Source organism: Streptomyces sp. DH41, from assembly GCF_029813785.1.
Lineage (GTDB): Bacteria > Actinomycetota > Actinomycetes > Streptomycetales > Streptomycetaceae > Streptomyces.
In genome coordinates this window covers 209,517-231,092 of sequence record NZ_JARVKY010000006.1, presented here as the reverse complement: position 1 = coordinate 231,092, position 21,576 = coordinate 209,517, and the positions used below count along the sequence as shown (strand labels likewise).

Genomic DNA, 21,576 nt, shown 5'->3' with positions numbered 1-21,576 from the left:
CCTCTCTCGGCGGGCGTGCGGCGGCTCAGGCGGCGTCGCGCAGCGCCAGTTCGATGAGTGCCTCGTCGTCCAGCGCGTCGATGTCGGCACCGCCGTCCGGCTCAGTGAATCGGGTGACGCCTGAGAAACGCTCGGGCGACGCCAGTGCGAGCAGCGTGTCGAGCAGTCCCGCCTCGCGCAGTACCGGCAGCGGGACCGTGGCGAGCGCGGCCCGGATGCCGGCCTCCTCCGGGTCCGTCCCGTACGCCGGCTCCCCGTACGCCGGCTCCTCGTCCGGCGCGAGCAGTCCGACGAGGTACTCGGCGAGGGCGGACGCCGTCGGGTGGTCGAAGACCAGGGTCGGGGGCAGTTTGCGTCCGGCGGCCCGGCCGAGCCGCGCGGCGAACTCGCTCGCGGTCAGCGAGCTGAACCCGAGGGCGCTGAACGCCTGGTCGGGGTCCACCTCCTCGGGCCCGGTGTGGCCGAGTACGGCCGCGACGCCGCCGCAGACCTGCGCCAGCACCATCTCGTACCGTTCGGCGGGGTCCACGTCGGCCAGCCGCGCGGCCCAGTCGAGGCCGGCCTGCTCCCGGTCGGCGTCGTCCTCCCGTCCCAGCGCCTCGCGCACGCCGGGCAGGGCGCCGATGAGAGGGCTCGGCCGCAGGGCGCAGTACGCCCGTGCGAACAGGGGCCAGTCCAGGTCGGCGAGTGCGACGCAGACGTCGTCGCGGTCCAGGGCGTCGCCCAGTGCCCGGACGGCGGCCGCCGGGTCCATGGTGCGCAGGCCGCGGCTGCCGAGGAACTCCTCGCCGGCGCCGTCGCCCATGCCGCCGCCGCCCCACAGTCCCCAGGCGACGGACGTGGCGGACAGTCCTTCGGCGTGACGCCGCTCGGCGAGCGCGTCCAGCGCGGCGTTCGCCGCCCCGTAGGCGCTCTGTCCTCCGCTGCCCCACACACCGGCCCCCGACGCGTACAGCACGAACGCGTCCAGCTCCAGCGACCGGGTCAGCTCGTCCAGATGCAGCGCGCCCGTCACCTTCCCCGCGTACACGTCGGCCAGCGAGTCGAGTCCGGTGTCGAGGAACGCCTCCGAGTGCGGGACGCCGGCGGTGTGGAAGACGGCGGTGGGCGGGTGCTCGGCCAGCAGTGCGGCGAGCGCGTCCCGGTCGGCCACGTCGCAGGCGGCGACGGTCACCTCGGCGCCCAGCGTGCGCAGTTCGGCGGCGAGTTCCCCGGCTCCGGGGGCGTCCGGGCCGCGCCGGCCGGTGAGGATCAGGTGTTCGGCGCCGGCGCCGGCCAGCCAGCGGGCCACGTGGCCGCCGAGGGCGCCGGTGCCGCCGGTGACCAGTACCGTGCCGCGCGGGGTGTACTCGCGGCGGGCGGGCGCGGTGCCGTCCGGGACGAGTCGGCGGCCGTACGTCCCGGAGGCCCGTACGGCGATCTGGTCCTCGTCGTCACGGCCGGTCAGCGCGGCGACGACGCGCTGCCAGGCGCGCGGGTCGGGAGCGGCGGGCAGGTCCACCAGGCCGCCCCACAGCCGGGGGTGCTCCAGCGCCACGCCCCGACCGAGCCCCCAGACCTGGGCGCCCGCGGAGGTCGGCTGTTCGGTGGGCGAGACGGCGACGGCGCTCTGGGTGAGGGCCCACAGCCGGGCTCCGGTGCCGCAGTCGGCGGCGGCCTGGGCGAGCGTGGTCGTCCCGACCACGGCGAGCGGCAGTCCGGGGTCGCGCGGGTGCGTCCGCTCGTCGATGCCGAGGACGGACAGGATGCCGGTGAGGTCTCCGTGGGCCGCCAGCCGCGCGGCCAGCTCGTCCCGCCCGTCGGCCACCGGATCGACCACCAGCCGCGTCACCTCCGCGCCGGCGCCGCTCAGCACCGCCTCGGCCTCACCGACCAGACGGCTCGCGACGCCCTGCGGCGCCACCACCAGCCAACGCCCACCGAGCGAACCGGCCGCGTCACCGCCCAGCCCTTGCCATGTCACCCGGTAACGCCAGGCGTCGGTGCCGGTGGGTTCGACGGCGTGGGAGCGGGTGCCGGTTTCGAGCCAGTAGTGCTGGTGCTGGAAGGGGTAGGTGGGCAGGTCGACGCGCCGGGCACCGGTCCCCTCGAAGAGAGCGGCCCAGTCGACGGACGTGCCGTGCACGAACAGCTCGGCGGCCGAGGTCAGGAAACGGGCCAGCGTGCCCTCGTCCCGCCGCAGCGAACCGACGGCGGTCACGTCGGCGGTCTCCTGCACGCCCATCGTCAGCACCGGGTGGGCACTGGATTCGACGAACGTCCCGAAACCCTTGGAGGTCAGCAGCCGCACCGTCTCCTCGAAGCGGACGGTGTGCCGCAGATTGCGGTACCAGTAGCCCGCGTCCAGGGTCGTGGTGTCCGCCAGGACCGCGTCGACCGTCGAGTAGAAGGGGACCTTGGACGCACGCGGGGTGATCGGGGAGAGGACGTCGAGGAGTTCGGCCTCGATGCGCTCCACATGCGCCGAGTGCGAGGCGTAGTCCACCGGCACCTGACGGGCCCGCACCTTCTCCGCCCGGCAGGCGGCGACGAACTCCACGACCGCGTCGGCGTCACCCGCGACGACCGTACTGGACACACCATTGACCGCAGCGACATCGAGGCGGCCTTCCCAACCGGACAGGCGGGTCTCGACCTCCGTGCGCGGCAGCGACACCGACGCCATACCCCCGAGACCGGCGAGCTCGCGGCCGATCACCTGGGCCCGCAACGCGACCACACGCGCCGCGTCCTCCAGGGACAGCGCACCACTGACCGCAGCCGCCGCGATCTCACCCTGCGAATGCCCCACCACGGCGTCGGGCTCGACACCCAGAGAACGCCACAGCTCGGCGAGGGACACCATGACCGCCCAGGTGACGGGCTGGATCACCTCCACCCGCTCCAACGCCGCACCGGAGCGCAGCACCTCGATGGGATCGAAGTCCACGAACGGCGCCAACGCCGCCGCGCACTCCCCCATGCGAGTCGCGAACACCGAGGACTCTTCGAGCAGCCGGGCCCCCATCCCCGCCCACTGCGTCCCCTGCCCCGGGAACACCAGCACCGTCCGGCCGGGCGACTGCGTCGCCACCCCCTCCACGACGACCTGATCCAGCGTCACCGAGCGGTGCTCCAGTGCCGCGCGTCCGGTGGCCAGGCTGAAGGCCACGTCGAGCGGGCGCGGTTCGCCGGCGGGCTCCAGCAGGCGCCCCACGCGTTCGGACTGTTCCTTCAGGGCGGCCCGCGACCTGGCACTCACCACCAGCGGCACCACGGGCAGCGGCCCCCGCACCTCCGGCCCGTCGACGGGCTCGACGGGCTCGACGGCGGGGGCCTGTTCCAGGATCACGTGCGCGTTCGTCCCGCTCACCCCGAACGACGACACCCCCGCCCGGCGCGGACGGTCCGCCGCGGGCCAGTCACGGGTCTCCGTCAGCAGCTCCACGCCGCCTTCGGACCAGTTGATCTCCGTGGACGGCGCGTCGACGTGCAGGGTCTTCGGCAGGACGCCGGCGCGCAGCGCCATCACCGTCTTGATGATGCCCGCGACGCCCGCGGCGGCCTGGGTGTGGCCGATGTTGGACTTCAGCGAGCCCAGCCACAGCGGGCGTTCGCCGGTGCGGGCGCGGCCGTAGGTGTCCATGAGGGCGTGTGCCTCGATCGGGTCGCCGAGCCGGGTGCCCGTGCCGTGCGCCTCCACCGCGTCCACGTCGGCGGCGGTGAGCCCGGCGTCGGTGAGGGCCTGGCGGATCACCCGCTGCTGGGCGGCGCCGCTGGGAGCGGTCAGGCCGTTGCTGGCACCGTCCTGGTTGACGGCGGAGCCCCGCAGGACCGCCAGGACGCGGTGGCCCCGGCGCACCGCGTCGGACAGCCGCTCCACGAGCAGCATGCCGACGCCCTCCCCCGGGCCGAAGCCGTCGGCCGCGTCGGCGAACGCCTTGCACCGGCCGTCGGCCGCCAGGCCGCGCTGCCGGGAGAACTGGACGAACACGGCGGGGGTGGACATGACGGTGACACCGCCGGTGAGCGCGAGGTCGCACTCCCCGGCGCGCAGCGCGCGGACGGCCTGGTGCAGGGCGACCAGGGAGGAGGAGCAGGCCGTGTCCACGGTCACGGACGGGCCCTCCAGGCCCAGGGTGTAGGAGATGCGGCCGGAGGTGAAGCTGACGACGCCTCCGGTGAGCAGGTCGCCCTCCAGTTCGGCCGAGGGCTCGTGGACGGCGGAGGTGTAGCCGCCGTCCCAGGCTCCGACGAACACGCCGGTGCGGGAGCCGCGCAGGGAGCGCGGGTCGACGCCGGCACGTTCCAGGGCCTCCCACGAGGTCTCCAGGAGCAGTCGCTGCTGGGGGTCCATGGCGAGGGCCTCGCGGGGCGAGATGCCGAAGAACGCCGGGTCGAAGGCGCCCGCGTCCGGCAGGAACCCGCCTTCGCGGCAGTAGGTGCGGCCGGCCGCGTCCGGGTCCGGGTCGTACAGGCCCGTGGTGTCCCAGCCGCGGTCGCCGGGCAGCGGGGAGACCGCGTCGGTGCCGGTGGACACCAGCTCCCACAGGGCCTCCGGTGAGGTGGCGCCGCCGGGGAGGCGGCAGGCCATGCCGACGATCGCGACGGGCTCGTGGGCCCGGGCCTCGAGTTCCCGGAGGCGTTCGCTGGTGCGGTGCAGTTCGGTGGTGGCCCGCTTCAGGTAGTCGCGGAGCTTGTCTTCGTTCGCCATGTCTGTCTGGTCACCCCGTCACGTGGTCGCGGCTCAGTACCGCTCGTCGATGAATGCGAAGATCTCGTCGTCGTCGGCGTCCTGGAGGGAGTCGGCCGTCGTCTCGTCCGCCGTGTGCGTGCCCTGCGTGCCGCCGATGCCCTGCCACAGTCCGGTGAGGGCGGTGAGGCGGCCCGCGATCTCCTGGTGCGTGGTGGCGTCCGGAGCGGTGCCGTCGGCGGCCTGCCCGACGAGGGCACCGAAGAGGGCCTCCAGCCGGTCGAGTTCCGTCATGACGGACCTGCCGCCGGCGTCGGCGGGCAGGGGGGTTCCGGTGTCCTCGGGGGCCAGTTCGGCACGCAGGTGCGCGGCGAGCGCGAGGGGCGTCGGGTGGTCGAAGACGAGGGTGGCCGGCAGGCGCAGTCCGGTGGCGGCGGCCACCCGGTTGCGCATCTCGACGGCGGTGAGGGAGTCGAAGCCGGTCTCCTTGAAGGCCCGGTCGGCGGCGATGCCGTCGGGTCCGCCGTGCCCGAGGACGGCGGCGGCGTGAGCGCGGACGGTGTCCAGGAGGAGCTCCTCCTGCTCCTGGGCGGACAGTCCGGCCAGCCGGTCGGTCAGCGTGTCGGCCTGGGCGGGGGCCTCCTGGGGGGTGTGCCGCGCGGTCTCGGTGGTGCCGCCCTGGACGAGTGTGCTGAGGAAGGCGGGGACGGGTCCGGCGGCGCGTACGGCCGCGTGGTTGAGCCGGATGGGCACCTGGAGCGGGCTGTCGGCGGCCTGCGCCGCGTCGAACAGGGTCAGGCCCTCGGCGTCGGTGAGGGGCAGGACTCCGCCCCGGGCGAGCCTGCGGTGCATGCCGCTCTGGTCGAGGTGGCCGGCCATCCGGCTGTCGCCGGCCCACAGGCCCCAGGCGAGGGACACGGCGGGCAGTCCCAGGGAGCGCCGGTATCCGGCGAAGGCGTCGAGGAAGGCGTTGGCCGCCGCGTAGCCGCCCTGGCCCGGGCTGCCGAACAGGGCCGAGGAGGACGAGTACATGACGAATCCGGTGAGGTCCAGGTCGCGGGTGAGGTCGTGCAGGTTGAGCACGGCGTCGACCTTGGGGCGCAGGACGGTGTCGAGGTCGTCGTGGGTGAGCGCGGGCACGGTGCCGTCGGCGAGCACTCCGGCGGTGTGTACGACGCCGGTCAGCGGCCGGTCGGCGGGGATCTGAGCGAGGAGCGCCGCGAGCTGCTCCCGGTCGCCCGCGTCGCAGGCCCGTACGGTGATCTCGGCGCCCAGCCGGGTCAGTTCGGCGGCGAGTTCGGGGGCGCCGTCGGCGTCGGGGCCCTGGCGGCCGGCGAGCACGAGGTGGCGCACGCCGTGCTCGGTGACGAGGTGGCGGGCCACCGCGCTGCCGAGGGTGCCGGTGCCGCCGGTGACCAGGACGGTGCCGTACGGCCCGAAGGACGGCGGCATGGTGAGGACCAGCTTGCCGGTGTGCCGGGCCTGGCTGAGGGTGCGGAAGGCCTCGCGGGCGCCGCGGATCTCGTAGGTGGTCAGCGGCAGCGGGCTCAGGACGCCCTGGGCGAACAGGTCGAGCAGTTCGCGCAGCATCTCGCCCACGGTGTCGGGGCCGGCCTGCACGAGGTCGAACGCCTGGTACGCGGTGCCCGGGTGGGTCTTGGCGAGGTGCTCCGGGTCGCGCACGTCGGCCTTGCCGAGTTCGAGGAAGTGCCCGCCGTGCGGCAGCAGCCGCAGGGAGGCGTCGACGAACTCGCCGGCGAGGGAGTTGAGGACGATGTCCACGCCCCTGCCGTCGGTCGCGGTGAGGAACGTGTCGGCGAACTCGGTGGTGCGGGAGTTGGCGATGGCGCGGTCGGCGAGGCCGAGTCGGCGCAGGGTGTCCCACTTGCCGGTGCTCGCGGTGGCGTACACCGTCAGGCCGAGGTGGCGGGCGAGTTGCAGGGCGGCCATGCCGACACCGCCGGCGGCGGCGTGGACCAGCAGGGACTGGCCGGGCCGGGCCGCGGCCAGGCGGGTGAGGGCGTAGTGGGCGGTGAGGAACACGGCCGGCACGGACGCGGCCTCGGCGTAGGTCCAGCCGTCGGGGACGGGGGCGACCATGCGGGCGTCGGCGACGGCGAAGGGGCCGAAGCCGCCGGTCCACATGCCGAGGACGCGGTCTCCCGGGGCGAGGTGACTCACGCCGGGGCCGGTCTCGGTGACGATGCCCGCGCCCTCGGCGCCCATGACGGCCTCGCCCGGGTACATGCCGAGCGCGATGAGGGTGTCGCGGAAGTTGACGCCGGCGGCGCGGACGGCGATGCGCACCTGTCCGGGTTCGAGGGCGGCCAGGGTGTCGGGCGCGTCGGTGAGGCGCAGTCCGTCCAGGGTGCCGGTGCCGGTGGTGGCCAGCCGCCAGGCGGTGCTGTCGGCGGGGGGCAGGAGCAGGTCGCCGCGGGTGCCGGCGTCGCCGGCGCGGGCGAGCCGCGGAACGCGGACGGCGCCGCCGCGGACGGCGGTCTGGGACTCGCCGCAGGCGAGGGCGGCGGCCAGGGTGGTGCCCTTGAGGGTGTCGGGGCGGTCGACGTCGAGGAGTACGAAGCGGCCGGGTTCCTCGGACTGGGCGGACCGGATCAGTCCCCACACGGTGGCTCCGACCGGGTCGACGACCTGTTCGTCGGCGCCGGTGGCCACCGCTCCCCTGGTGATCAGGGCGAGGGTGGTGCCGGCCAGCCGGTCGCCGGCCGTCAGCCAGCCCTGGGCCAGGTCGAGGGCCCGGTGGGCGGTGGTGTGCGCGGCCGGCGCGTCGGGGCAGGGGTGCTGCGGGAAGGAGATGACGACGGTGTCGGGGGCGGGGCCGGTCTCCGTGGCGGCGAGCAGCGCGGCCAGGTCGGGGTACCAGTCGCCGTCGGTGCCGGCGGTCTCCATCGCGGCGAGCACCTTGGCGTGGTCCTCGCCCACGACCGCCAGGCGGCGCACGGGCAGCGCGGCCGGGACCGGCAGCGTCGGCCAGTCGACCTCGTACAGGGAGCCGTGGTGTCCGGTCCGGCCGGCCGACGCGGCGGCCAGTTGTTCGTCGGAGACGGTACGCACCAGCAGTTCGTCGATGTCGAGGACGGGCCGTCCGGTGTCGTCGGTGGCGCTCAGGGCGACGGCTTCCGCGCCGGCCGGGCGGACGGTGACGCGCAGCCGGGCGGCGCCCTCGGTGTGCAGGGTCACTCCGCGCACCGCGAACGGCATGCGGGTCTGCCCGTCCTCGGGGAAGAACCGGCCGAGGCTCATCGCCTGGAGGGCCGCGTCGAGCAGGGCGGGGTGGATTCCGTAGCCGGTGCCGGTGGCCTGCTCGGGCAGGTGGACTTCGGCGTGCACGGTGTCGCCCTGCGTCCAGCCGGCGCGGAAGCCGCGGAAGGCGGGCCCGTAGTCGTAGCCGCGGGCGGCGAAGTCCTCGTAGAAGGAGGCGGGTTCGCCGTGCGGTACGGGTGTGGCGGCGGCCGGCGGCCACGGGGCGGGGGCGACGGCCCGCGGTTCGGTGCCGGGCGCGGGTGCGACGACGGCTTCGGCGTGCCGGGTCCAGGGGGTGCCGGGCGCGGCGCCGGCCTCGCGGGAGTGGACGGTCAGGGTGCGCCGTCCGTCCTCGCCCGCGGCGGCGACGAGCAGCCGCAGTTCGAGGGCGCCGGTGTCGGGCAGCGCGACGGGGGCCTGGAGGATCAGTTCGTCGGTCCGGTCGCAGCCCGACTGCCGTCCGGCCCAGCCGGCGAGGTCCACCAGGGCGGCGCCGGGCAGCAGGGCGGTGCCCAGCAGGGCGTGGTCGGCCAGCCAGGGCTGGGTGTCGGCGCCCAGCCGGGCCGTGTAGACGACGGACCCCGACTCGGGCAGTTCCACGCCGGTGCCGAGCAGGGGGTGTGCCGCTTCCCGCAGGCCGACGGCGGACAGGTCGCCGCGCCGGGCCGGCGCGCTGTACCAGTACCGCTCGCGCTGGAAGGGGTACGTGGGCAGCTCGACGCGGCGTGAGCCGGTGCCGAAGAGGGCGTCGGCGTCGATCTCGACGCCACTGACATGGGCGGTGCCGAGGGCCGCGGCGAACCAGCGGGCGCCGCCCTTGTCGCGGCGCAGGGTGCCGAGGACGGCCGCGCGGGCACCGCGGTCCGCGACGGTCTCCTGGAGGGACGCGGCCAGCATGGGGTGCGGGCTGGGCTCCAGGAACACCTCGTGGCCGTCGGCGACGAGGGCGCGGGTGGCGGCCTCGAACTCCACCGGGTCGCGCATGTTGCGGTACCAGTACCCGCAGTCCAGTTCGGCGGTGTCCAGCAGGCCGCCGGTGACGGTGGAGTAGAACGGGATGTCGCCGGTGCGGGGCGCGACGGGGGCCAGTACCTCCATGAGGTGGTCCTTGAGCGCGTCGACCTGTGCGGAGTGCCCGGCGGTGTCGACGCCGGGGATGGGGCGGGCGTGGACGCCGTCGGCGGCGAGTTCGTCGAGGAGTTCGCGCAGCGCGCCGGGTTCACCGGCGACGGCGGCGGTGTTCGGGCTGTTGACGGCGGCCACGGAGAGCCGGTCGCCGAACCGTGCGAGACGGGCCCGCAGGTCCTCTGCGGACAGGGACGCGGCGATCATGCCGCCCTGGCCGGCCAGGGTCAGCCAGGCCTGGCTGCGCAGGGACACGATGCGGGCGGCGTCGTCGAGGGAGATGCCGCCGGCGACGTACGCGGCGGCGATCTCGCCCTGGGAGTGGCCGACGACCGCGGAGGGGTGCACGCCCAGGGAGCGCCAGGTGGCGGCCAGCGACACCATCATCGTGAACAGCACCGGCTGGACCACGTCGACGCGGGCCGTGGAGGGGGCGCCGGGGACCTGCCGCAGGACGTCCAGCACGGACCAGTCGAGGTGGGCGCGCAGCGCCTCGTCGCACTCGCGCACGCTCGCGCGGAACGCGGCGGAGCGTTCCAGCAGCCCCTCGGCCATCGACGCCCACTGGGAGCCCTGGCCGGGGAAGACGAAGACGATCCGGTCGCCGGGCCCGGCGGTGCCGCGCAGCACGACGGGGTGCGGGCGGTCCTGGGCCAGGCAGTTGAGGGCGTCGAGGAGTTCCTCGCGGCTCTCGCCGATGACGGCGGCCCGGTGTTCGAAGCGGGAGCGGGCGGTCATCAGGGTGTAGCCCGCGTCGGCGGGGTGGGTGTCGGGGTGTTCGATCAGTTCGGCGCGCAGCCGGGCCGCCTGGGCGCGCAGCGCGGACTCGTTGCGCGCGGAGAACAGCAGCGGGACGGTGACCTCCGACCACCAGTCGGTCCCGTCCTGGCCGGGGGCCTCGGCATCGGGCTGCGGCTCGGGCCGGGGGGCCTCTTCGAGGATGACGTGGGCGTTGGTGCCGCTGATGCCGAAGGCGGAGACGGCGGCGCGGCGCGGGGTGGCCCGCTCGGGCCAGGCCACGTCGTCGGTGAGCAGGGAGACGGCGCCCGCGGACCAGTCGACGCGGGGGCTGGGCTCGTCGACGTGCAGGGTGCGCGGCAGTACGCCGCCGCGCAGCGCCTGCACCATCTTGATGACGCCGGCGACTCCGGCGGCGGCCTGGGTGTGGCCGAGGTTGGACTTCACGGAGCCGAGCCACAGCGGCTCGTCGCCGGGGCGTTCGGCGCCGTAGGTGGCGAGCAGGGCCTGCGCCTCGATGGGGTCGCCGAGTTCGGTGCCGGTGCCGTGGGCCTCGACGGCGTCGACGTCCCGCGGTCGCAGGCCCGCGTCGGCGAGGGCCTGGCGGATGACCCGGACCTGGGAGGGCCCGCTGGGGGCGGTCAGGCCGTTGCTGGCACCGTCCTGGTTGACGGCGGAGCCGCGGATGACGGCGAGGACGGGGTGCCCGTTGCGCTCGGCGTCCGAGAGCCTCTCCACGAGCAGTGTGCCGGCGCCTTCACCGAGCGCGACACCGTCGGCTCCGGCGGCGAACGCCCGGGAGCGGCCGGTGGGGGACATGACGCGCTGGCGGGAGAACTCGACCAGCATCTCCGGGGTGGACATGACGGTGGCGCCGCCGACGAGGGCCATGCCGCACTCGCCGCGGCGCAGCGACTGCACGGCCAGGTGCAGGGCGACCAGGGACGCCGAGCAGGCGGTGTCCACGGTGACGGCCGGACCCTCCAGTGCGAAGACGTAGGAGAGGCGGCCGGACATGACGCTGGCGGAGTTGCCGGTGCCGAGATAGCCGTCGAAGTCCTCGTCGCCGTTCTGGAGCAACGGCATGTAGTGCTGGCCGTTGGTGCCGATGAACACTCCGGTGCGGCTGCCGCGCACCTGGGCGGGGTCGAGCCCGGCGCGTTCGAACGCCTCCCAGGCGGTCTCCAGCATCAGCCGCTGCTGGGGGTCCATGGCGAGGGCCTCGCGGGGCGAGATGCCGAAGAACTCCGGGTCGAAGTCGGGCGCTTCGGGCAGGAAGCCGCCTTCGCGGACGTAGGTGCGGCCCTTGGCCTCCGGGTCGGGGTCGTAGAGGCCGTCGAGGTCCCAGCCACGGTTGGTGGGGAAGGGTGTGACGGCGTCGCCGCCGTCGAGCACCAGCCGCCACAGCTCGCCGGGGGTGCTGACGCCACCGGGGAAGCGGCAGGCCATGCCGACGATGGCGATGGGTTCGCCGTCGCCGTCGGCGGGCGCGACCGCGAACGGCGCGTCGGCGGACTGGTCGGTGCCCTCGCCGGTGACCAGTTCCCTCAGGTGGCGGGCGACCGCGGCGGGGCTGGGGTGGTCGAAGACCAGGGAGGCGGCCAGGGGCAGGCCCGTCGCCTCGCGCAGCCGGTTGCGCAGTTCGACGGCGGTGACGGAGTTGAAGCCCAGCGCTCGGAAGGCCCGGTCGGGTGCGATGCCGTCGGCGTCGGAGTGTCCGAGGGCGGCGGCGACGTGGGTACGCACCAGTCGCAGCAGTTCCCGCTCCTGCTCCTGTTCGGACTTGCCGCGCAGGGCGGCCGCGAGCCCGCTGGTCTGTTCCTCGCGGTCGGATACGGCCGGCTCCTCCCGGCGTGCCCGCCGTACCTCGGGCAGCTCGTCGAGGAGCGCGCAGGGCCGGGCGGCGGTGTAGGCGGGTTCGAACCGGCTCCAGTCGACGTCGGCGACCGCGATGCCGGTCTCGTCGCGGCCGAGGACGGCGTCGAGGGCGTCCAGGGCGCGCTCGGGGGCGAGGAGGCTCAGACCGGTGCGCGCGAGGTGCCCGGCGGAGACGCCGGAGGTGTTCCGCCAGGGGGTCCAGGCCACCGAGGTGGCGGCCAGGCCCACGCCGCGACGGGTCTGGGCGAACGCGTCCAGGTACGCGGTACCGGCCGCGTAGCCGCCCTGGCCGGCTCCGCCCCAGACGCCCGCGACGGAGGAGAACACGACGAAGGCGTCGAGGTCGGTGCCGGCGAGGAGCGCGTCCACGCGGGTGGGCAGGTCCGTCTTGGCCAGGACGGCGGCGGCGAAGCCCTCCATGGTGGTCTCGGTGAGCGTGGTCGGTGGCGCGACGGGCGGTGCGACGTAGACGGCGGACGGGGCGTGCCGGGTGAGGAGTTCACCGAGCGCGTGGTCGTCGGTCAGGTCGCAGGGCGTGACGGTCGTACGGCCCGCGAGGTCGGCGAGTTCGTCCGCGACGGCACCGGTGAGTCCGGCGAGTACGACGTGTTCGGTGCCGGACGCGAGCAGGCGGCGGGCCAGCGGTGCCGCGACGCCCGCGATGTCGCCGACGACGAGCGCGGTGCCTCGCGTGTGCCGCGCGCCGGCGGCCGGGCCGAGCTGGGCCTGGACGAGGCGGCGGCCGAAGACACCGGAGCCGCGGACGGCCACCTGGTCGTCGTTACCGGGTGCGGCCAGCAGGTTGGCCAGTTGCTGCCAGGGCCGGGCGTCGGCCCGCCCCCCGGCGGGCAGGTCCGCCAGTCCTCCCCACAGGGTGGGAAGTTCGAGGGCGGCGACGCGGCCCAGTCCCCAGATCTGCGCCTGGGCGGCGGACGGCACCTCGGTGGCGGTCACCGTCACGGCGCCTTCGGTGACGGCCCAGAGCCGGGCCCCGGTGCCCGCGTCGGCGGCGGCCTGGGCGAGGGTGAGGGTGGCGGCGAGTCCGAGCGGAACAGCCGTGTGGTCGGGGTGCTCGCCCTCGGCCAGGGCGAGCAGGGACAGGATGCCGGTCAGCGGCTCGGCGCCGGGACGGTCGGCGGCCTCGGCGAGCCGGGCGCGCAGCAGGGACCGGTCGGCGTCGGCCGGACTGACGGCGAACGGCTCCACGACGGCTCCCCGGGCGGCCAGCTGCTGCCGGGCGACTTCGGCGGCCTCGGATCCGGCCGGTCCCTCGGGCAGGACCAGCAGCCACCGCCCGGACAGCCGGGCGGGCGTCTCGTCGGCGTCGAGGGCCTTCCACTGGACGCGGTAGGTGAGCGAGTCGGTCTGCGCCGCGCCGGTTTCGAGCCAGTAGTGCTGGTGCTGGAAGGGATAGGTGGGCAGGTCGACGCGCCGGGCGCCGGTCCCCTCGAAGAGAGCGGCCCAGTCGACGGACGTCCCGTGCACGAACAGCTCGGCGGCCGAGGTCAGGAAACGGGCCAGCGTGCCCTCGTCCCGCCGCAGCGAACCGACGGCGGTCACGTCGGCCGTCTCCTGCACGCCCATCGTCAGCACCGGGTGGGCACTGGACTCCACGAACGTCCCGAACCCCTTGGAGGTCAGGAGCCGCACCGTCTCCTCGAAGCGGACGGTGTGCCGCAGATTGCGGTACCAATAGCCCGCGTCCAGGGTCGTCGTGTCCGCCACAGCGGCGTCGACCGTCGAGTAGAAGGGAACCTTGGACGCACGCGGGGTGATCGGGGCGAGCACGTCGAGGAGTTCGGCCTCGATGCGCTCCACATGCGCCGAGTGCGAGGCGTAGTCCACCGGGACCTGACGGGCCCGGATCTCCTCCGCCCGGCAGGCGGCGACGAACTCCACGACCGCGTCGGCGTCACCCGCGACGACCGTGCTGGAGGGGCCGTTGACCGCGGCCACATCGAGGCGGCCTTCCCAGCCGACCAGGCGGGTCTCGACCTCCGTGCGCGGCAGCGACACCGACGCCATGCCCCCGAGACCGGCGAGCTCACGGCCGATCACCTGGGCCCGCAGCGCCACCACACGCGCCGCGTCCTCCAGGGACAGCGCACCACTGACGGCAGCCGCCGCGATCTCACCCTGCGAATGCCCCACCACCGCATCGGGCTCGACGCCCAGGGAACGCCACAGCTCGGCGAGGGACACCATCACCGCCCACGTGACCGGCTGGATCACCTCCACCCGCTCCAACGCCGCACCCGAACGCAGCACCTCGATGGGGTCGAAGTCGATGAACGGCGCCAAGGCCGCAGCGCACTCCCGTATACGGGCGGCGAACACCGGCGAGGCATCCAGCAGCTCACGGCCCATCCCCGCCCACTGCGTCCCCTGCCCCGGGAACACCAGCACCGTGCGGCCGGGTGACTCAGGGGCCACGCCCTGCACGGTGGTCTGTCCCAGGGCCACCGAGCGGTGCTCCAGCACCGAGCGTTCCGTGGCCAGGCTGAAGGCCACGTCCAGTGGACGTGGCGAAGGCTCCTGGTCCAGGCGGGCTCGGACACGTGCCTGCTGTTCACGCAGGGCGGCCTGGGTCTTGGCGGTCACCACCAGCGGAACCACGGGCAGGTCCCGCGTCACCGGCTCCTCGACCGACTCGACAGCGGGAGCCTGCTCCAAAATCACGTGCGCGTTCGTCCCACTCACCCCGAACGACGACACCGCCGCCCGACGCGGACGCCCCACCTCCGGCCACTCACGCCGCTCGGTCAGCAACTCCACCGCACCCGCCGACCAGTCCACCCGCGACGACGGACGATCCACATGCAACGTCCCCGGCAACACACCCCGCTCCAAGGCCATCACCATCTTGATGACCCCACCCACACCCGCAGCCGCCTGCGCATGCCCGATATTCGACTTCAACGACCCCAGCCACAACGGACGCTCGACATCACGCCCCTGCCCATACGTCGCCAGCAGAGCCTGCGCCTCGATCGGATCACCCAGCCGCGTACCCGTACCGTGCGCCTCCACCACATCCACATCCGCACCCGACAACCCCGCCGACTCCAACGCCGCCCGGATCACCCGCTGCTGCGACGGACCGTTCGGAGCCGTCAGCCCATTGGACGCACCGTCCTGATTGACCGCAGAACCCCGCACCACCGCCAACACCCGATGCCCCAGACGACGAGCGTCCGACAACCGCTCCACCAGCAGCATGCCGACACCCTCACCCCAGCCCGTACCATCCGCCGCATCCGCGAACGCACGGCACCGCCCGTCCACCGACAACCCCCGCTGCTGCGAGAACTCCACGAAGGTGCTGGGGGTGGACATGACGGTGACGCCGCCCGCCAGGGCCAGGTCGCACTCGCCGTTGCGCAGGGCCTGCCCGGCCAGGTGCAGGGAGACCAGCGACGAGGAACACGCCGTGTCCACCGTCACCGCCGGCCCCTCCAGACCCAGCGCGTACGAGATCCGGCCGGAGACGACGCTGCCCGAGGTGCCGGTGCCGCCGAAGCCGCCCGAGTCGTCCGTGGCGGCGGTGCGGTCGGTGCCGTAGTCGTGGTACATGGCGCCGACGAAGACGCCGGTCCGCGAGCCGCGCAGACCCGCCGCCGGGATACCCGCACGCTCCAACGCCTCCCACGACGTCTCCAACAGCAACCGCTGCTGCGGATCCATCGCCACCGCCTCACGCGGCGAAATACCGAAGAACCCCGCGTCGAACTCCCCCGCACCATGCAGGAACCCACCCTCACGCACATACGTACGCCCAGGCCGACCCGGCTCCGGATCGAACAACCCCTCCACATCCCAGCCACGGTCCACCGGGAAACCCGACACCGCGTCCGTCCCCGACACCACCAGATCCCACAGACCCTCCGGCGAACCCACCCCACCCGGGAACCGGCACGCCATCCCCACGATCGCGAGGGGTTCGGTGCCGCGTTCCTCGGCCTGACGGAGCTTCTCCCGGGTCTCGTGCAGTTCGGCCATGGCGCGGCGCAGATAGTCGCGGAGCCGGACCTCGTTGCCGGCGGCGTCCTTGTGAGTGTCGTTGGCGGACACAGCTCTCCCCTGAAGGTGTGGTTGCCGAGGCGTCAGACGGCGCGGAAACCGCTGTCGAGCAGCTCGAACAGTTCGTCGTCGGAGGCGGATTGGAGTAGTTCGGTGACGTTGCCGGTGGTGTCGTCGGGGTTGCCGGTTGCTGCGGTGGCGTCGGTGTCCGCTCCGGGGCCGGCGGGGGCGGTGTCGCCGCCGCTTTCGCCGAGCCGGGTGAGCAGCTGCCGGAGCCGCTCGGTGAGCGTCTGCCGGGCGCGGTCGTCGAGGGTGTCGGCTTGGTCCACGGCCTGTGTCAGCTGTCCGATCAGGGCGAGGACCGCGGTGTCGGCGCCGGGCAGCTCACTGTCGATGTGCTCGGCCAGCGCCTGGGGTGTCGGGTGGTCGAAGACGAGGGTCGGGGTCAGGCGCAGACCGGTCTCGGCGGTGAGCCGGTTGCGCAGTTCGACGGCGGTCAGGGAGTCGAAGCCGGCGTCCTTGAAACTGCGGCCGGCCGGGATGCCGTCCGTGCCGGTGTGGCCGAGGACGGCGGCGACTTCGGCCCGGACCAGGTCCAGGACGAGGGCGGCGCGTTCGGTTCGGGGCAGGCCGGCGACGCGGTCGGCGAGGGTGGGGCCCGCCGGTCCGGGATCGGAGCCGGCGGCCGTGCGGGCGACGGCGCGGCGCGGGGCGACGGCGGCGGGGCCGCGCAGCACGGTGGGTAGATCGGTGCCGGCGCGGGCCGGGTCGACGCGCAGGGGCAGCAGGACGGGTGCCTCGGCACCCAGGGCGGCGTCGAACAGGGCGAGGCCCTCCTGCCGCGTGAGCGGCACGAGCCCGGTCCGGCGCAGCCGGACGGCGTCGGCGCCGTCGAGGGCGGCGGCCATGCCGTCGCCCTCCCAGGGACCCCAGGCCAGTGAGAGGGCGGGCAGGCCCTGGGCGCGTCGCCAGGAGGCGAAGGCGTCCAGGTGGGCGTTGGCGGCGGCGTAGCCGGCCTGTCCGGCGCTGCCGAGGAGCCCGGCGGCGGAGGAGAAGAGCACGAAGGCGTCGAGGTCCAGGTCCCGGGTGAGGTCGTGCAGGGCCAGCGCGGCGTCGCTCTTGGGCCGCAGGACCGTGTCGATCCGGTCCGGGGTCTGGGCGGCCAGTACTCCGTCGTCCAGCACGCCCGCCGTGTGCACCACGGCGGTGAGCGGGTGGGCGGCGGGCACCTGCGCGAGGAGGGCGGCGAGCCGTTCGCGGTCGGCGGCGTCGCCGGCCGCCACGGTGACCTCGGCGCCCGACGCGGTGAGGTCGGCGACGAGTTCGCGGGCGCCGGGTGTCCCGGTGCCGCGCCGGCTGACGAGCAGCAGCCGGCGCACGTCGTGGGCGGTGACCAGGTGCCGGGCGACGGCGGCACCGAGGCCGCTGGTGCCGCCGGTGACGAGGACGGTGCCCTCGGGGTCGAGGCGGGGGCCGGTCGTGGTGGTGTGGGTCGTGGTGGTGTGGGTCGTGGTGGTGCCGGTCGTGGTGGTGCCGGTCGTGGTGGTGTGGGCGCGGGTGGTGGCCGGGGTGTACGCGGTTCCGGCGCGTACGGCCAGTTGGGGGTCGGGTCCGGCGGCGGCGAGGGCGGCGGGCAGGGCCCGGTGGGAGACCTCGGCCGCGTCGGTGTCCACCAGGGCGAAACGGCCGGGGTGTTCGGTCTGGGCGGTGCGCAGCAGACCCCAGGCCGCCGCGGCCGCGGGGTCGGTGACCGGTCCGGCGGCGTCGGTGGCGCCGCGGGTGAGGACGGTGAGGCGGGCCGGGGCGAGGTGTTCGGCGGCCAGCCACCGGTGGGCGAGGGCCAGGGCGAGGTGCGCGGTGCGGTGCGGGTCGCCGGTCGCGGGCAGGGCGGCCAGGACCTCGGGCGGGGCGGCTCCGTCGGCCGGTATGCCGTGCGGGTCGCCGGCCGTGCGTACGGTGACGCCGGCGGCGGTGAGGGCCTCGGCGAGGCCGGGGTCGTGTTCGCCGAGCAGGTACCAGGTGCCCGGGTCGTCCGGTGACTGGTGTCCGGTGGGCAGGGCGGGCAGGGGGGTCCAGGTGGGCCGCAGCAGCGGGGCCGGCGCGGTGTCGGCCTCGGCGATGACTCGGTCGGCGGCCATCTCCCGCAGGGCCAGGCGGCGGGCGGTCAGGACGGGCCGTCCGGTGGGGTCCGCGGCGGTGACGGTGACCGCGTCGGGACCGTCCGGGGTGATGCGTACGCGCAGCGCGTCGGCGCCGTGGGCGTGCAGGTCGGTTCCGGTCCAGGCGAACGGTACGAGACCGTGGGCGTCCGGCCGGGTGGCGGTCACGGCGTGCAGGGCGGCGTCCAGCAGGGCGGGATGCAGCCCGTAGCGGGACGCGTCCGCGGCCTGTGCGGCGGGCAGGACGGCGTCGGCGTACACCGTGTCCCCGAGCCTCCAGGCGGCCGTCAGCCCCTGGAAGGCGGGGCCGTAGCCGATGCCGGCGGCGGCGAAACGGGCGTGCTCCTCGTCGAGCGGCACGGGTTCGGCACCGGGCGGGGGCCAGGCCCCGGCCAGGGCGGTGAACGGCTCGACCTCGGGCGGTGCGGCGGGTTCGGTGCGTCCGGTGGCGTGCGCGGTCCAGTCGGCGCCGGGGGTGAGGGGTGCCGAGTGCACGGTCACCGGGCGGGAGCCGTCGGCTTCCTCGGCGCCGAGGCGCACCCGCAGCCGTACGGCCGTGTCGTCGGGCAGGACGAGGGGCCGGCCGAAGGTGAGTTCCGCGATCCGGTGGCCCTCGCCGGCGGCGACGAGGGCGAGTTCGAGCAGGGCGGTGCCGGGGACGACGGCCCGGCCCGCGAGGGTGTGTTCGGCCAGCCACGGGTGGGTGCGGGCGGACAGGGTGGCCGTCCACACGCCGCCCTGGCCGTCGGGGAGTTCGACGGCGGCGGCGAGCAGCGGGTGCCCGGCGTCGTCGAGTCCGGCGGTGGCCAGGGGGGCGGTGGAGGCGGGGGCGTCCAGCCAGTACCGGGTGCGTTCGAAGGGGTACGTGGGCAGCGCCGCGGTGAGTTCGCCGGCGGGGCCGGGCTCCGGCTCGGGGGCCGGTGGCACGGGCAGGCCGTGTGCGTGGACGGTGGCGATCGCCCGGTCGAGGACGGCCCTCTCGGGATGGCCGCGGCGCAGCACGGGCACGGTGAGCACGTCCGTGCCGGCCGGGGTGCCGCCGGTGTCGTTGGTGCCGTCGGTGTCGAGGATGGTACGGGTCATGGCGGTGAGCACGGCGTCGGGGCCGAGTTCCACGAAGGTGTCGGTGCCGGTGGCGCGCAGGGTGCGCAGGCCGTCGAGGAAGCGCACGGGCCTGCGGGCGTGGCGGACCCAGTGGTCCGGGTCGCACAGGGTGGCCTCGTCCGCGAGGGCCCCGGTCAGGTTCGACACGACGGGGAGGGCGGGCGGGTTGAGTTCGAGGCCGCGGACCACGGTCTCGAACCGGGGCAGCATGGCGTCCATGTGCGGGGAGTGGAAGGCGTGCGAGACCTTCAGGTGCTTGACGGACCGGCCGCGACCGGCGAAGTGCTCGGTGAGTTCCCCGACGGCGCCGGCGTCCCCGGCGACGACGACGGCGGTGGGTCCGTTGACGGCGGCGAGGTCGAGTTCGTGTTCGCGGCCGGCCAGCAGCGGAAGCACCTCCTCGGGGGTGGCCTGGAGGGCGGCCATCGCGCCGCCCTCGGGCAGTTCGCCCATGAGACGGCCGCGGGCGGCGACCAGCCGGGCGGCGTCCTCGAGCGAGAGGACACCGGCGACGTGTGCGGCGGTGATCTCGCCGACGGAGTGGCCGGTGACGGCGTCCGCGCTCAGGCCCCGCGAGGTGACCAGGGCGTACAGGGCGGCTCCGAGGGCGAACAGGGCGGGCTGGGTGTACTCGGTGCGGTCCAGCAGTGCGGCGTCGGCCGAACCGGGTTCGGCGAACATCACGTCGCGCAGGGGACGTTCCAGGTGGGGTGCGAAGGCCGCGTCGATCTCGTCCAGGGCGCGGGCGAACTCGGGGTGGGCGGCGTGGAGTTCCCGGCCCGTGCCGGGGCGCTGGCTGCCCTGTCCGGTGAAGAGGAACGCGGTGCGCCGCCCGGCGCCGGCGTGCCCGGTGACCAGGCCGGGTACGTCACGGCCGGCCGCGAGGGCGGCGAGCCCGTCGGTCAGCTCGGCGATATCGTCGCCGAGCACGACGGCCCGCTCCGGGAACGCGGTGCGCCGGTGGGCCAGTACGCCGGCCAGCAGCCCGGGGTCGGTGCCGGCACCGTCGGCGCCGCCGGCACCGAGGTGGGCCAGCAGCCGACGTGCCTGCTCCCGCAGCGCGGGCACGGACCGGGCGGACACCGTCCAGCCGATGGTCCCCGACGCGGCGGACCCCGACGTGGTGGAACCCGACGCGGCGGACCCCGACGTGGTGGAACCCGACGTGGTGGGGGCGGGGTCGGTCGAGGTCGTGGGGGTCGGGGGCTGTTCGAGGATCAGGTGGGCGTTGGTGCCGCTCGCGCCGAAGGCGGAGACGGCGGCTCGGCGCGGTTCGCCGGGCCGGTCCGGCCACGCGGTGTTCTCGTGCAGCAGGCGCACCGCGCCCGCCGACCAGTCGATACGGGCGGAGGGCACGTCGGCGTGCAGGGTCCGGGGCAGGAGCCCGTGCCGCAGGGCCAGTACCGTCTTGACGACGCCGGCGACTCCGGCCGCCGCCTGGGCGTGCCCGATGTTGGACTTCAGCGAGCCGAGCCACAGCGGCCGGTCGGCGGTGTGGGCCTGCCCGTACGTGGCGAGCAGGGCCTCCGCCTCGACGGGGTCGCCCAGGCTGGTGCCGGTGCCGTGGGCCTCCACGGCGTCGACCTGGTCGGCGGTGAGCCGGGCGTCGCGCAGCGCGGCCCGGATGACGGCCTGCTGCGCGGGCCCGTTGGGGGCGGTCAGGCCGTTTCCGGCGCCGTCCTGTCCCACGGCCGAGCCGCGGATGACGGCGAGGACGGTGCGGCCCTCACGGCGTGCGTCGCTCAGCCGCTGGAGCAGCAGCAGACCGGCGCCCTCGGCGAACGCGGTGCCGTCGGCGGAGTCGGAGAACGCCTTGCACCGGCCGTCGGCGGCCAGCCCGCGCTGCCGGGAGAAGTCGATGAACATCGTCGGAGTGGCCAGCACGGTCACTCCGCCCGCGAGCGCCAGGTCGCACTCCCCGGCGCGCAGCGCCTGCGCGGCGAGGTGCACCGCGACCAGCGAGGAGGAGCAGGCGGTGTCGACGGTGACGGCCGGGCCGCGCAGCCCGAAGGTGTACGACACCCGGCCGGACGCGACGCTGCCCGCGCTGCCGTTGACGAGGTAGCCCTCCAGGCCCTCGGGCAGCCGCCCACCGGGGGTGTGCGGGACACGGGCTCCGTAGTCGTCGTACATGACGCCCGCGTAGACCCCCGTGCGACTGCCGTGGACGGCGTCGCGGGTGAGTCCGGCGCGTTCGAACGCCTCCCAGGAGGTCTCCAGGAGCAGTCGCTGCTGGGGGTCCATGGCGAGGGCCTCGCGGGGCGAGATGCCGAAGAACTCCGGGTCGAAGTCGGCGCAGTCGTGCAGGAAGCCGCCTTCCCGGGCGTAGCTGGTGCCGTGGGCGTCGGGGTCGGCGTCGTAGAGGGCCGCCAGGTCCCAGCCGCGGTCCTCGGGCAGGCCCGACACCGCGTCGGTGCCGGATTCCAGGAGCCGCCACAGGGCGTCGGGGGTGTCGGCGCCGCCGGGCAGCCTGCAGCTCATGGAGACGATCGCGATGGGCTCGTGGGCGGCTTCCGCCGCCTCCTCGACGGTCTTCAGCCGGGCGCGGGTGGCGACGAGTTCGGCGGTGACCCGCTTGAGGTAGTCGCGGACCTTGGCCGTGTTGTCGGTGCTGTCGGT

At 75.1% G+C, this 21,576-nt stretch carries 2 protein-coding genes and 1 pseudogene; all 3 read right to left on the bottom strand.

Going from position 1 to position 21,576, the window contains the following annotated elements; translation table 11 throughout:
• Positions 1–25: 25 nt before the first annotated feature.
• Positions 26–4,693, bottom strand: coding sequence for a type I polyketide synthase (locus QC283_RS12880; RefSeq protein ID WP_279561606.1), 4,668 nt, complete (start codon positions 4,691–4,693; stop codon positions 26–28).
• A 33-nt stretch (positions 4,694–4,726) separates the two neighbouring features.
• Positions 4,727–15,745: a type I polyketide synthase gene (locus tag QC283_RS12875; protein WP_279561605.1), complete on the bottom strand. Its 11,019-nt coding sequence runs from the start codon at positions 15,743–15,745 to the stop codon at positions 4,727–4,729.
• A 32-nt stretch (positions 15,746–15,777) separates the two neighbouring features.
• Positions 15,778–21,534 (bottom strand): annotated as a pseudogene (locus QC283_RS12870) (type I polyketide synthase); the annotation flags it as partial.
• Between the last annotated feature and the right edge of the window lie 42 nt (positions 21,535–21,576).